At 74.7% G+C, this 12,645-nt stretch carries 13 protein-coding genes and 1 pseudogene; 7 read left to right on the top strand and 7 right to left on the bottom strand.

All coding sequences use genetic code 11. The features are described 5' to 3' along the window. Positions 1-58 precede the first annotated feature (58 nt). Both BLU95_RS02370 and BLU95_RS02365 read left to right on the top strand, forming a co-directional pair. A complete protein-coding gene (locus BLU95_RS02370; RefSeq protein ID WP_093864585.1) occupies positions 59-712 on the top strand; it encodes a molybdopterin-dependent oxidoreductase in 654 nt (217 codons plus the stop codon). Continuing rightward, positions 696-1,343, top strand: a complete 648-nt coding sequence (locus tag BLU95_RS02365; RefSeq protein ID WP_093858439.1) for a cytochrome b/b6 domain-containing protein — start codon at positions 696-698, stop codon at positions 1,341-1,343. Before BLU95_RS02370 ends, BLU95_RS02365 begins: the two co-directional genes overlap by 17 nt. A gap of 42 nt (positions 1,344-1,385) precedes the next feature. On the opposite strand, the gene BLU95_RS02360 is transcribed toward BLU95_RS02365, so the two are convergent. The 3 genes and pseudogenes from BLU95_RS02360 to BLU95_RS43655 all read right to left on the bottom strand — a co-directional run. Next, complete coding sequence (locus BLU95_RS02360) at positions 1,386-2,057, bottom strand: methyltransferase domain-containing protein (protein WP_093858438.1); 672 nt, start codon at positions 2,055-2,057, stop codon at positions 1,386-1,388. Then, entirely contained in the window at positions 2,054-2,536 is a 483-nt protein-coding gene (locus tag BLU95_RS43660; RefSeq protein WP_502689855.1) for a TIGR04282 family arsenosugar biosynthesis glycosyltransferase, read from the bottom strand. Before BLU95_RS43660 ends, BLU95_RS02360 begins: the two co-directional genes overlap by 4 nt. A gap of 168 nt (positions 2,537-2,704) precedes the next feature. Further along, positions 2,705-3,418: pseudogene (locus BLU95_RS43655) on the bottom strand (glycosyltransferase family 2 protein); the annotation flags it as partial. Positions 3,419-3,596: 178 nt separating this feature from the next. Here BLU95_RS43655 and BLU95_RS02350 point away from each other — a divergent pair. Further along, positions 3,597-4,355 carry a response regulator transcription factor gene (locus tag BLU95_RS02350; RefSeq protein ID WP_197698698.1) on the top strand — a complete coding sequence of 253 codons (759 nt, stop codon included), beginning with the start codon at positions 3,597-3,599 and terminating at the stop codon, positions 4,353-4,355. Then, positions 4,352-5,524, top strand: a complete 1,173-nt coding sequence (locus tag BLU95_RS02345) for a sensor histidine kinase (protein ID WP_093858437.1) — start codon at positions 4,352-4,354, stop codon at positions 5,522-5,524. The genes BLU95_RS02350 and BLU95_RS02345 overlap by 4 nt, the downstream gene beginning before the upstream one ends. 79 nt (positions 5,525-5,603) lie before the next feature. Here BLU95_RS02345 and BLU95_RS02340 read toward each other — a convergent pair whose 3' ends face one another. The 3 genes from BLU95_RS02340 to BLU95_RS02330 form a co-directional block, all read right to left on the bottom strand. Further along, on the bottom strand, positions 5,604-6,659 hold the full coding sequence (locus BLU95_RS02340) for an NAD-dependent epimerase/dehydratase family protein (RefSeq protein ID WP_093858436.1): 1,056 nt from the start codon (positions 6,657-6,659) through the stop codon (positions 5,604-5,606). Positions 6,660-6,758: 99 nt separating this feature from the next. Continuing rightward, the gene (locus tag BLU95_RS02335; protein WP_093858435.1) at positions 6,759-7,733 is read right to left on the bottom strand and encodes a glycoside hydrolase family 6 protein; all 975 of its coding nucleotides are present in this window, start codon (positions 7,731-7,733) and stop codon (positions 6,759-6,761) included. Between the two features lie 256 nt (positions 7,734-7,989). Continuing rightward, the gene (locus BLU95_RS02330; protein WP_093858434.1) at positions 7,990-8,979 is read right to left on the bottom strand and encodes an aldo/keto reductase; all 990 of its coding nucleotides are present in this window, start codon (positions 8,977-8,979) and stop codon (positions 7,990-7,992) included. Positions 8,980-9,209: 230 nt separating this feature from the next. Between BLU95_RS02330 and BLU95_RS02325 the strand changes: the two genes are divergently transcribed. Continuing rightward, entirely contained in the window at positions 9,210-10,751 is a 1,542-nt protein-coding gene (locus BLU95_RS02325; RefSeq protein ID WP_093858433.1) for an AMP-binding protein, read from the top strand. 199 nt (positions 10,752-10,950) lie between these two features. Beyond that, a complete protein-coding gene (locus tag BLU95_RS02320) occupies positions 10,951-11,346 on the top strand; it encodes a TipAS antibiotic-recognition domain-containing protein (protein WP_231978216.1) in 396 nt (131 codons plus the stop codon). Positions 11,347-11,419: 73 nt separating this feature from the next. On the opposite strand, the gene BLU95_RS02315 is transcribed toward BLU95_RS02320, so the two are convergent. Beyond that, positions 11,420-11,794 (bottom strand): hypothetical protein, encoded by a 375-nt coding sequence (locus BLU95_RS02315; protein ID WP_093858432.1) that lies wholly within the window; start codon positions 11,792-11,794, stop codon positions 11,420-11,422. A gap of 300 nt (positions 11,795-12,094) precedes the next feature. Here BLU95_RS02315 and BLU95_RS02310 point away from each other — a divergent pair, with 300 nt between their 5' ends. Next, positions 12,095-12,583: a hypothetical protein gene (locus tag BLU95_RS02310; protein ID WP_093864582.1), complete on the top strand. Its 489-nt coding sequence runs from the start codon at positions 12,095-12,097 to the stop codon at positions 12,581-12,583. Positions 12,584-12,645: the final 62 nt, after the last annotated feature.

Here is a 12,645-nt window from a genome sequence, read left to right as displayed (position 1 = left end):
GAGCGAAAAGGACGAAGAGGGCCGGGGCACGCCGGTCGGCCGGCGCGTGGTGCTCGGGATGCTCGGGCTCGGCGCGGCGGGAGTCGTGGCCGGTCCGTACCTGCAACGCGCCCAGGACGCGGTGGCCGGCAAGGACCCGACGGGTCTCACCGGCCTGCTGCCGGGCGGAGGCGGCTTCCGGTACTACTCGGTGGTCGCCTCGGTCCCGGCCCGGGGCGAGGACACCTACAGCCTGACGGTGGACGGGCTGGTGGAACGGCCCGGCCGCTACCGACTGGCCGACCTGCGGGTGATGCCGCAGCGCCGGATCGTGCGGGACGTGCAGTGCGTGACCGGCTGGCGGGTGCCGGACACCCCCTTCGAGGGCGTGCCGTTGGCCCACCTGCTCGACGCCGCCGGTGTGACGGCGGGCGCCCGGGCGGTGCGGTTCAGCTGCTTCGACGGCGAGTACACCGAGAGCCTCACCCTGGAGCAGGCCCGGCGGGACGACGTCCTGGTCGCACTCAAGCTCCAGGACGCCCCGATCTCCCACTCCCACGGCGGTCCGGTGCGGCTGTACGTGGCCCCGATGTACTTCTACAAGTCGGCCAAGTGGCTGTCCGGGATCACCGTCACCGATGCGGTGCGGCCGGGCTACTGGGAGGAACTCGGCTACGACACCGACGCCTGGGTCGGCCGCTCGAACGGACGCGACGATGCGCCGACCGCCTGAGCTCCTGCTGCGCTTCACCCGGGCCGAGCGCCTGGTGCACCGCGCCACCGCCGCGCTGATGCTGACCTGCCTGGCCACCGCCGCCTGCCTCTACCTGCCGCCGCTGGCCGAACTGGTCGGCCGCCGAAGGCTGGTGGTCACCGTGCACGTGTGGTGCGGCCTCGCGCTGCCGGTGCCGCTGCTGCTCGGACTGGCGTTCCGCGCGGTGCGCGCGGACGTCTCCCGGCTGAGCCGCTTCGGCCCCGCGGACCGGGCCTGGCTGCGGGCGGTACGGGCGCGTGCGGCGCACCGTCCGGCGGGGAAGTTCAACGCCGGGCAGAAGCTGTACGCCCAGTGGACGCTCGGGTCGATGCTGGTGATCGTCGGCACGGGCCTGATGATGTGGCTGGTCCACCTGACGCCACCGGGCTGGCGGACCGGCGCGACCTTCGTCCACGACTGGCTCGCGGCGGCGATCGCTGTGGTGACCGCCGGGCACGTGCGGATGGCGGTCCGCGATCCCGAGGCCCGGCTCGGGATGCGGACCGGCCTGGTGGACCGGCGCTGGGCCGAGCGCGAGCACCCGCACTGGGTGCCCGCGCCGGCCGCGGACCGGGCGGACCCCGTCCGCGGCGGCGGACCCCCTCCGTGAGCCGCCCGGCGGTGCGGTCCCCGGGTGCGGAGGGGGACGGCCTCAGCGGGCGGGTCCGGCGCGCCCGCGCAGGGCGAGGAAGTGGCGGCCGTGCGAGGTCCACCGCTCCGCCTCGACCAGCCCGGCACCGCGGGCCCGCCGGACGGCGGCCGCTGCGCCGAGGCGCGCCCAGGCGAACGGCGGCCCGAGCCGGCCGTCCGGGCCCTCGACCCGGACGGTGACCCGCTCGTCCACCTCCCGCGGTTCCACCTCCACCAGCAGCAGACCGTCCGGGGCGACCAGTTCGGCGGCGCGCCGCAGCAGGGCCTGCGGGTTGCCGCCGATGCCGAGGTTGCCGTCCGCCAGCAGGGCCGCGCCCCAGCGGCCCTCGGCCGGCAGCCGGTCGAACACCGAACGGCAGAGCGCCGCGCCGCCCAGGCCCAGGGTGCGGCTGACGGCGGCCGGTGTCACGTCGACACCGAGCGCCGGGACGCCGAGGGCGAGCAGCGCGGCGACCAGCCGGCCGGGTCCGCAGCCGAGGTCCACGACCGGCGCGGACAGGTCGAAGCAGCGCAGCAGCAGGCTGTGGTCACCGCCGGCGGCGGGCGCGCACCAGCGTTCGATGTCGAGCGGGATCCGGTGGCCGTCCTCGTCCCGCAGCCAGAGCGGGCCGCGTCCGGTGCGGACGGCCTCGGCGAACGGGTCGTCGATCCAGGCCGTGGCCGTGCCGCTCAACCCGCCACCTCGGGGGCGGTCGGGAGCGTCGACCCGGGGGCGCCCTGGATCGAGTGGAGGAGCGCGGCGAACCGGCTGCGCGGTGCCTGGGCGGCGACCAGCCGGGCGTCCTCGACGGTGTCGACATCGGTGGCCTCGGGCAGCCGGCGGACCACCAGATCCGCCGCCGCGAGCCGGTCGAGCAGCATCCGCCCGGTGTCCGGGGTCGACATCGGCACCCCCAGGAGGAGCCGGCGGGCGAGGTCCTCGGTCGGCCGGGCCAGCCCGAGGGCCCAGAAGCCGCCGTCGGACGCGGGCCCGTACCAGGCGTCCGCCCCGGCCCGGCCCACCGGCGAGAGCGGCTCGGCCAGGGTGGCCGCGGTCACCTGCGGGGTGTCCATGCCGACCAGCAGGGCGGGCGCGTGCGGGGCGAGCCGGGCTGCGTGGCCGAAGGCCGCCGCGAGCCGTGCGTCCAGCCCGCCGCCGCTCTGCGGAACCACCTGCCAGCCCGGCGGGAGCCAGCGGCCCGGTTCGCCGTCGAGGACCAGCAGGCGCCGCCCGGCGGGCACGGTCGCCAGGGTGTGCAGGGTGTCCACGAGTGCGGCCTCGGCCAGCGCCGCCGCCTGCTCGGGCGTGCAGGCCGGGGTGAGCCGGGTCTTCACCCGGCCCGGCACGGGAGCCTTGGCGATGACCAGCAGGGTGGGCGGCGGGGCGGCCAGGACGGCCCCCATGTCGCGGACCGCCTGCCGGGTGCCGCGCAGCGTGCCGGTGACCTTCGACCGGCCGGCGCGCGGCAGGTAGTCGACGGAGGTCTCGGTGATCCGCATGCCGGCGGCCGAGGCGGCGAGCACCATCTCCAGCGGGTAGCCGGAGCGGCGGTCGCCCAGCCCGAGCGCGAGCAGGCGTTCCCGCCGCGCGGCCCGCATCGGCCCCAGGTCGTGCAGCGGGGCGCCGGTGCGGGCCCGCAGGCGGTGCGCCAGCACGGTGTTGGCGAGCCGGGCGTGCACGGGCCAGGCGTTCACGGTCACCGGCCGGCGGCGGCCGAGCACGAGGTCGGCGCTGCCGTCGGCCACCGGAGCGGTGACCCGGGGCAGCTGGGCGGGATCGAGGGAGCCGTCGCAGTCCAGGAAGCAGACCAGCTCGGCGGTGGCGGCCAGGAGCCCGGCATGGCAGGCGGCACCGAATCCGCGCCGGGACTCCTCGACCACGGTCGCCCCGAGGGAGCGGGCCAGCTCGGCCGAGCCGTCGCGCGAACCGTTGTCCACGACGACGGCCCGCCAGCCGGGCGGGATCCGCCCGAGGACCCAGGGCAGGGCCGCCGCCTCGTCGAGGCAGGGCAGGACGACATCGACGCCGGGGGAGAGCGGGGTTACGGAGGTCACGCCGGTCACGCTAGGGGCCGTCCGGCCCCGCGCGGCGGTGCCGCAGCCTTACGGAAGTCGAACGTCGCGCCGACGGCCCACCGGGGCACCGTCGCGACGGAGCGCCGGATCTTACGGAGGTCGAACGGAAGCCTGCCGCGGCCCCCGCACCGGTGCGGGGGCACCTATCCTCGGCGGGGTGAACGAGCCCTCCGCCACCACCGGACCACCGGCCGCCGGCCGCGTCCTGGTGATCGACGACGACCCGACCGTGGCCGAGGTCGTCGCCGGTTACCTCGCCCGAGCCGGCCACCACGTCGACCACGCCGCCGACGGCCCGCAGGGGCTCGCCCTGGCCCGCGCCCACCGTCCCGACCTGGTGGTCCTCGACCTGATGCTCCCGGGCATCGACGGCCTCGAGGTGCTGCGGCGCCTGCGCGGCCAGGACACCGGCGCGCAACTGCCCGTCGTGATGCTCACCGCCAAAGGCGACGAGGGCGACCGCATCCTCGGCCTGGAGCTGGGCGCCGACGACTACGTCACCAAGCCGTTCAGCCCGCGCGAGCTCGTCCTGCGGGTCCAGTCGGTGCTGCGCCGCTCACGGGCGGGGGCTCCGGCGCCCGGCGGCTCGGCCGGTCCGGTCCGCTCCGGGGACATCGGCCTCGACGGGCCGGCCCGTCGCGCCCACCGGGCGGGGAACGAACTGTCTCTCACTGCACGGGAGTTCGACCTGCTGGCGTTCCTCCTGCGGCACCCGGGGACGGTGTTCTCCCGGCAGGAGCTGATGGCCCGCGTCTGGGGCTGGGACTTCGGCGACCTCTCCACCGTGACCGTCCATGTGCGGCGCCTGCGCGAGAAGATCGAGGACGACCCCGCCGCACCCCGGCTGATCAGCACGGTGTGGGGCGTCGGCTACCGCTACGACCCGGCGCCGGGCGCCGAGGAGGACCGCTCGTGAAGGACCTGCTGCTGATCGCCCTGTTCGCCGCCCTCGGCGCCGGCGGAGCGGGCCTGCTCGGCTGGCCCGCCGTCCGGCTGCTGCGCCGGCGCTCGATGGCGCTCTCGCTGTTCTGCGTCGCCGTCGTCACCGTGCTCGCCGTCACCTCCGGGACCTTCGCCGTCGCGCAGGCCATGTTCCTCTCCGCCCACGACCTCGGCGTCGTGATAACGGTGCTCGCCATGGCCGCCGTCGTGTCCCTGTGCACGGCCGCGCTGCTGGGACGGCAGGTGGTCGCCGGCAGCCGGGCGCTGACCGCGGCCGCCAGGACCGTCGGCAGCGACACCGGCTTCACCGCGCCCGCCCACCCGCTGGGCCGCGAGCTCGCCCAGCTCAGCGGGGAGCTCGCCGCGACCAGCGCCCGGCTCGCCGAGTCCCGGGCCCGCGAGCAGGCCCTCGAACAGTCCCGGCGGGAGCTGGTCGCCTGGATCTCGCACGACCTGCGCACCCCGCTGGCCGGGCTGCGGGCGATGGCCGAGGCGCTGGAGGACGGTGTCGCCGAGGAGCCCGAGCGCTACCTCCGGCGGATCCGGACCGAGGTCGAGCGGCTCACCGGCATGGTGGACGATCTGTTCGAACTCTCCCGGATCCAGGCCGGCACCCTCTCCCTCTCGCTCTCCCGGGTCTCCGTCTACGACCTGGTCGACGACGCCCTGGCCGGTGCCCACGCGCTGGCCCGTCAGCGCGGAGTCCGGCTCGAGGGCCGGCAGGTGGAGCCCGAACCGGTCGAGGTGGACAGCCGGGAGATCACCCGGGTGCTGGGCAACCTCCTGGTCAACGCGATCCGTTCGACGCCCCAGGACGGTGTGGTCGCGGTGTCCGCGCGGCGGGAGGCGGACGAGGTACTGCTGTCCGTCACCGACGGCTGCGGCGGCATCCCCGCCCAGGACCTGCCCCGGGTCTTCGAGACCGGCTGGCGCGGCACCGCGGCCCGCACGCCCAGACCGGCCGATCCGGGCGAGCGGTCCGACCGGCCCGAGGCCGGTGGCAGCGGGGCCGGTGGCAGCGGGGCCGGTCTGGGCCTCGCCATCGTCCGTGGCATCGTCGAGGCCCACGCCGGGCGCGCCCGGGTCCACAACGTCGCCGGCGGCTGCTGTTTCGAGATCGCGCTGCCCTCCGCCCGGGGCTGATCCCACCAACCCGGGCCGCCCGCGGAAGCCGCGGGCCCGCGGAGACCACGGGCCCGCAGGGCCTCAGACCTGCAGGACCTCAGACCCGCAGCGGTGCGGCGGCGAACTCCGTCATGCCCCGCTCGAACGGAACCCGCGGCCGCCAGCCCAGTTCGGCCCGCAGCCGGGTCGAGTCGGCGGTGACGTGGCGCACGTCGCCGAGCCGGTACTCGCCCGTCACCACCGGAGCCGGGCCGCCGTGGGCCGCGGCCAGCGCGTCCGCCATCTCCCCGACGGTGCGCACCTCGCCGCTGCCCACGTTGTACGCCCGGGCGCTGCCCGGCGGCCGGTCTCCCACGGCCACCAGCGCCGCCAGGTTGGCGGCCGCGACGTCCTCGACGTGGACGAAGTCCCGCCGCTGGCCGCCGTCCTCGAAGACCCGGGGCGCCTCGCCCCGGGCGAGGGCGGACCGGAAGAGCGAGGCCACCCCCGCGTACGGGGTGTCGCGCGGCATGCCGGGGCCGTACACGTTGTGGTAGCGCAGCGTCAGGACGGCTCCGCCGCAGGCCCGAGCCCAGGCGGCGGCCAGCTGCTCCTGGGCCAGCTTGGTCACCGCGTAGACGTTGCGGGGGTCGGCGGGCGCGCTCTCCGCGACCAGGTCCGGCCGCAGCGGAGCGCCGCAGACCGGGCAGGGCGGCTCGAACCGGCCGGCGTCCAGATCGGCGGGCCGCCTCGGCCCCGGTGCCACCCCGCCGTGCCGCGCGCAGCGGTAGCGCCCCTCGCCGTAGACCACCATGGATCCGGCCAGGACCAGCCGGCGCACGCCTGTCCGTGCCATGGCGGCCAGCAGCACGGCGGTGCCGAGGTCGTTGCAGCCGACGTACTGCGGTGCGTCGTCCAGGTCCAGTCCCAGCCCGACCATCGCCGCCTGGTGGCAGACCGCGTCCACCCCGGCGAGCGCGTCCTCGACGGCCGCGGCGTCCCGGACGTCCGCGTGCCGGAACTCGACGCCCGGCGGCAGCGCGGGTGCCCTCCCGGACGGATGGACCGCGGGCAGCAGGGCGTCCAGGACCCGCACCGCGTGTCCGGCCGCGACCAGGCCGCGCACCACGGACACGCCGATGAAACCGGCACCGCCGGTGACCAGGATTCTCATGCCGTCGACGCTAGCCGCCGCCCGGGTCGTCGGTGCTCCGACACGGGGCGGCGTCAGGGAACGGTAAGACGTGGGTGCCGCCCCGCAGCGGTACGGACGTCAGTAGCCGTAGACCATCCGGTAGGCGACCTCGGGCAGGAACTGGCCGCCGGTCGAGCCCGTGCCGACGCCGCAGTTGCCGTCGGACTCGCCGGGCACCTTGATCCACAGCAGCAGCTCGGCGCCGCCGCCCGTCTGCGGGCGCCGGCCGATCCGCCGTCCCGCCGGGTTGCACCACGTGCCGTCCGAGCCGTTCCCGTTGCGGCTGGTGTCGACGACGTACGGCTTGCTGAAGCCCTTCGTCGCCCTCAGGGCGGCGTTGACGGCGTTGCCGTAGGCGGTGTTCTCCGCGGTGGTGAAGTAGTTCGACACGTTCAGGGAGAAGCCGTGGGCGCCGGCCACCCCCGCCGCGGCCAGATGCCGGGCCATGGTGTCGGCGCTCAGCCAGCCGGGGTTGCCGGCGTCCAGGTAGACCCAGGCGTTCGGCGCCTTGGCCCTGAACTGCGCGAGGGCGTCGTTCAACAGCCCGTTGCGGGCGGCGATCTGGGCCGGGGACATGCAGCTCTCGTCGCCGAGCGAGTCGGGTTCGAGGACGACCAGCGCGGGCCGGCTGCCGATCCCGGCGGCGAACGCGCCGATCCAGCTCCGGTACTCGGCGGCGCTGCCCGCCCCGCCGCCGGACTGTCCCGCGCAGATGTCCCGGTCGGGGATGTTGTAGGCGACCAGGACCGGCCGTTTCCCGGCGGCGGCGGCCGCGCGGGTGTAGGCCGCGGTGGCCGTGCCGACGGCGCCGCTCCAGTTGCCGAACCAGCGTGCCAGCGGCACGTCGGCGATCGAGGACTGGATCGCGGGGGCGCGCCCGTCGCCGCGGTTGGCGTTGACCCACAACTGCGGTCCGGAGCCGGGGTCGACGTAGAAGTCGTCGGCGAGGGGAGCGGGGCCGACGGCGTGGGCGGGCCCGGGGACGAGCGCGAGCAGGACGGCGGTCAGGGCCGGTGCCACGAGCAGGGACGACCTGCGGTTCGATCGGCGCATGGGGGAGCTCCTCCGTGACGGGGCGGGGCGCGGGTACGAGCTCGGCGGGTCTTCGTCGCACACCCTGCCCCCGCCCCTGTCACCGAGTATGTCGAGCAGGTGGCCGCATGCTGCGGGAAACCTAGGGCTGTCCTGACTGTTCGTCAAGTGATTCGTCAAGTGATCCGACCGGGTGGAGCCGACCCTCGTGGCGGCGTCGAACGGACGGCGTGGCCGGTGGTGCCGGTCCGGTCGGCGGCGGTGCCCCGGCGGCGGTTCAGCGGTTCACCGCGCGCATCCCGTCCTCGTCGTAGCGCTCGCCCTCGACCTCGGGCAGCTCGGCGTCGATGCGGGCCAGGTCCTCGGCGGTCAGCTCGACGTCGACCGCACCGGCGTTCTGCTCCAGATAGCTGCGGCGCTTGGTGCCCGGGATCGGCACGAGGTCCTCGCCGCGGGCCAGGACCCAGGCGATGGCCAGCTGGGCCGGGGTGACGTCCTTCTCGGCTGCGATCTCCTTCACCTTCGCGGCGAGCCGGAGGTTGGCGGCGAGGTTGGCGTCGGTGAAGCGCGGGTTGGTGCGGCGGAAGTCGTCCTGGTCGAGCTCCTCGGGGGAGCTGAAGCGGCCCGCGAGGAAGCCCCGGCCGAGCGGGGAGTACGGCACGAAGCCGATTCCGAGCTCCCGGCACGCCGGGAGCACCTCGGCCTCCACGTCCCGGGTCCAGAGCGAGTACTCGCTCTGGACGGCGGTCACCGGGTGGACGGCGTGGGCGCGGCGGATGGTCTCGGCGCTCGCCTCGCTCAGCCCGATGTGGCGCACCTTGCCCTCGGCGACCAGTTCGCCGAGCGCGCCGACGGTCTCCTCGATCGGCACGGTCGGGTCGACCCGGTGCTGGTAGTACAGGTCGATGCGGTCGGTCCCGAGCCGGGCGAGCGAACCGTGGACGGAGCTGCGGACGTGCTCGGCCGAGCCGTCCTGGCGGCCCACCGTCGACATGTCGCCCGGAACGGCTTCGTCCATCCGGTAGTTGAACTTGGTGGCGATCACGTACTCGTCACGGTGGCCCCGGACGGCCTCACCGACCAGGGACTCGTTGGTGAGCGGCCCGTAGACCTGCGCCGTGTCGAGGAAGGTGATCCCGAGGTCCAGCGCCCGCCGGACGGTCGCGATGCCCTCGTCCTGGTCGGCCGTGCCGTAGAAGGCGGACATCCCCATGCAGCCGAGGCCGATGGCCGAAACCTGGAGATCCCGCAGACTGCGCTGTCGCATGTGGCGTGCCGGTCCTTCGTCTCGTTCGTGCCGTGTGCTCTTGATCGTGCGTTCCCGACGTGGCCCGACGCCCTCCGGGCGCCCCGTCCGGTCGACCCCGTTCGGCCACGTCCCCCGGAGACCTTACGGGGTGCTCCGCCGAAGGGAACTGACCGGGCGTCGGTTCGGCGTGCCGCTCGCAGCCCGGCTAGCCTGGAGTCGTGGTTGCCGTCTACCAGGAAGAAGTGGCCATGAGCGAAGCGGAGTTCATCAGCGCCCCCGCCCTCGTCCTGCGGTCCCTCGCCCGGGACCCCGACCGGCCGGCGGTCACCACCGCCGACGGTGCCACCCTCACCGCCGGAGAGTTCGCCGCCACCGCCTACCGGCTCGCCCACGAGCTGGTCGCCCGCGGCGTCACCCGGGGCGACACCGTCGCCCTCCTCACCGGCAACACCGCCGAGGCGCTCGCCGCCCGTTACGCCGTCGGCGTCGCCGGTGCCCGGGTGGTCAACCTCTACGACGGGATGAGCACCGCCGTCCTCGCCGGGATCGTGGCCGGCGTCGACACCGCCGTCCTCCTCGTGGATTCCGAACGGTACGCGGAAGTGGCGGAGTTGACGGCTCTGGTCGACGTGCCGACGGTGCTCGCCCTGGGGCCGGGCCCGGCCGGGGTCGGCGAGGACGCGATCGCGGCCTCGGCCCACCGGCCGGCCGAACCCCCGGCCGTGCCGATCGGCCCGCAGGACCACCTGGGCATCCGCCACACCGGCGGCACCACCGGCATCCCCAAGGGAATCCTCAGCCTGCACGGCCCCTACCGCCGGGTGTTCGACGTCCCGTTCGGCCCGGACGGGACGGCTCCCCGGTTCCTCGCCGCCACCTCGATCGCCCATCTCGCCGGTGTGCTAAGCGATCTGACGCTCCACCACGGTGGAGCGGTGATCCTCCAGCGCTCCTTCGAGCCCGGCGAGGTACTGGCCGCCGTCGAACGCGAGCGCATCACCGACCTGTGGGTCCTGCCGCCGCTGCTCCACCGCCTGCTGGACCACCCGTCGATCTCCACTGCCGACCTCTCCAGCCTGCACCGCGTCAGTTACGGCGGCTGTGTCGCCTCCCCGGCCCGGGTCCGCGAGGCCATCAAGGCGTTCGGCCCGATCCTGACCGGCGGTTACGGGATGTCGGAGGCGCAGAACATCGCCGTGCTCGCCCCGCAGGACCACGACCGGACCGGGCCCGGCGGACAGCTCTCGGTCGGCCGGCCCCTCCCGGGAGTCGAGGTGGAGATCCGTTCCGCCGACGGTACCCGGCTGCCGAGCGGGGAGCAGGGCGACATCCACGTCCGCTCGCGCTCCCTGATGGCCGGGTACTGGAAGCGCCCCGAACTGACCGCCGAGGTGCTGCGCGACGGCTGGCTGCACACCGGTGACATCGGCCACCTCGACCAGGACGGCTACCTCTACCTGGCCGACCGGCGCACGGACCGGATCATCGTGGTCGGCGGCCACGTCTACCCGTCCGAGGTGGAGGAACTGCTGCTCACCCACCCGGACGTGGCCCAGTGCGCGGTCCTCGGCGTGCGGGACGCGCAGCAGACCGAGCACGTCCACGCCGTGGTGGTCCCCGCGCCCGGGAGGCGACCGGACCTCGGGGAGGTGCGCGCCTTCGTCAGCACCCGCAAGGGCCGTATCTACGCTCCCGAGGCGCTGCACCTGGTACCCGAGATCCCGCTCACCTCGGCGGGCAAGCCGGACAAGAAGCGCCTGCGGGAGACGCTCGCTCCCGTCGCGCGGTAGCCGGGGTCCGCTTCCCCGCCGGGGTCCTGACGCTCTCTCGGCGGTCCGGCGGTCGGCAGCGGGGCGGGGTGCGAAAACGACTTGTCCGCCTCGCGAGGCCTGTGCCACTGTTCCGACTCGATCAACAGTGGATCACTGCCGACTGCCGACCGGCGGCTGCCGGGCGCCCCGGCGTCCGCCGGGTCATGGATGGGGAAATATGAGCCTTGGCGCGATGGACCAGCAGTACGCGGACGAGTGTCGGCGGTCCTTGGCCACGGAGCAAGCGCGGAGCCTCTCGGAGACGGACAACTGGGGGCATGTGGACAAGGAGCAGGTCCATCGGGACTGGGGCGTCCTCTACACCGAGGTCGCGGCCCGGCTGGAGGGATCCCTCCCGGAGGACGAGCACATCCAGGAGTTCGTCCGCAGGCACTTCGCGATCATCTGCCGCTTCTACACCCCTACCAGGCAGGCGTACATCGGCATGGCTCTCCTGTACGCGGAGGACGACGCGATGAGGGAGTACCACAACTCCTTCCACCCGCGGATGGTCGAGTTCCTGGGCGACGCGATGAAGGTCCACGCCGAACAGGGCGCCGGCTTCCCCGCGTAGCGACCGGGCCCGCCCGCGCGCAGCGGCCGCCGCGCGGGCGGGCGACCGCCACCGCCAGGCAGGGCGTCCCGTCTCACAGCGGGGCGAGGACGTCCTGGGGGGCTCCGTCGAGGACGAGGCCGTTGTCCCAGCGGACCCGGACCGTCACCCGGTCGCCCCGCTCGCGGTGGGCGGCCCATTCCGGCTCCAGCGTGGCGATCTCGGCCTCCAGCCGCTCCCGGCTGCCCGTCGGCATGGTGTGCCCGTAGTCCTCGAACAGCGCCTTGAGCCGCTGGTACTCGCGTACCTCGTGGCTCTCCGGGAGGACGCCGTCCACCCGCTCGACGGTGCCCTCGATCCCGGCGCCCAGCGAGAGGAACCCGGCCGGGGCCCCGGACTCCCCGGCGAACGCCTCGCCGATCCCGAGGTCCTCCGTCAACCGGACCCGCCGGCCCTCCTCCAGGGTCATCCGTCCGCTGCCTCTCCGTCGTTCTCCGGTGCCGCCGCCGGCCCGGCGGGCCCGCGACCCGGTCATTATCCGCCCCGCGCGCCCCGGCCCTCTCCGGGCCCTGGCCCTTGTCCCGGCCCCGTCCCCGTTCGGGTCCCGGCCGGATCCCGCGCCGGGCCGGAACGACGTACGACCGGCCGTCACGCGAAATTCACAAACCGGCATCTACTCGCATAGACCGGCGATGGGCCATCCTGGTGCGGCATTCGCGGTCGAGTCCGAGGTCCACCACATCCTCACCAGGAGAAGCCGATGAAGCAGATGAAGCCACGTACCGCCGCCACCGCCGCCACCGCGGCCACCGTCCTGGCCCTGGCCGGCCTCGCCGTCTCGGCGCCCACGGCCGGTGCCAGCGGCACCAAGCTGTCGCAGGCGACGGCGGCCGGTCAGTTCCGGAGCGCCGGCATCACCTGGAGCTCCAGTGGCGGCTGCACCACCCGCTCCAACTCCACCTGCACCTCGTTCGAGCAGATCAACTCGGGCACGGTGAGCACGATCATCACCCTCAAGCAGTCCAGCGGCTGCGCGATCAACATCACGGGCGGGACCGAGGTGGGCCACGCCTCCGGCACCTACAGCCACTACAACGGCTACAAGGTCGACATCTCCCGCAGCTCCTGCATCGACGGCTACATCCAGAACAGCTTCACGTACATCGGCCTGCGCGGCGACGGCTACCCGCAGTGGAAGGCCGCCTCCGGCAACCTCTACTGCAACGAGGGCAACCACTGGGACATCACGGTCTACTGACACCGCGCCGGTCCACCGGCACCGCTCCACGGGGCCGGTCCACGGGGCCGGCCCCTCCGGCG

This window comes from Streptomyces sp. TLI_053 (genome assembly GCF_900105395.1).
In the GTDB taxonomy this organism is placed as follows: Bacteria; Actinomycetota; Actinomycetes; order Streptomycetales; family Streptomycetaceae; genus Kitasatospora.
This window is presented reverse-complemented; position numbering and strand designations above follow the sequence as displayed.

Bases quoted from the DNA above. Each gene is read 5' to 3' on its own strand.
- BLU95_RS02370 (WP_093864585.1), top strand. From the start codon at position 59: ATGCTCGGGCTCGGCGCGGCGGGAGTCGTGGCCGGTCCGTACCTGCAA.
- BLU95_RS02365 (WP_093858439.1), top strand. From the start codon at position 696: ATGCGCCGACCGCCTGAGCTCCTGCTGCGCTTCACCCGGGCCGAGCGC.
- BLU95_RS02340 (WP_093858436.1), bottom strand. From the start codon at position 6,659: ATGAGAATCCTGGTCACCGGCGGTGCCGGTTTCATCGGCGTGTCCGTG.
- BLU95_RS02335 (WP_093858435.1), bottom strand. From the start codon at position 7,733: ATGCGCCGATCGAACCGCAGGTCGTCCCTGCTCGTGGCACCGGCCCTG.
- BLU95_RS02330 (WP_093858434.1), bottom strand. From the start codon at position 8,979: ATGCGACAGCGCAGTCTGCGGGATCTCCAGGTTTCGGCCATCGGCCTC.
- BLU95_RS02325 (WP_093858433.1), top strand. From the start codon at position 9,210: ATGAGCGAAGCGGAGTTCATCAGCGCCCCCGCCCTCGTCCTGCGGTCC.
- BLU95_RS02320 (WP_231978216.1), top strand. From the start codon at position 10,951: ATGAGCCTTGGCGCGATGGACCAGCAGTACGCGGACGAGTGTCGGCGG.
- BLU95_RS02315 (WP_093858432.1), bottom strand. From the start codon at position 11,794: ATGACCCTGGAGGAGGGCCGGCGGGTCCGGTTGACGGAGGACCTCGGG.
- BLU95_RS02310 (WP_093864582.1), top strand. From the start codon at position 12,095: ATGAAGCCACGTACCGCCGCCACCGCCGCCACCGCGGCCACCGTCCTG.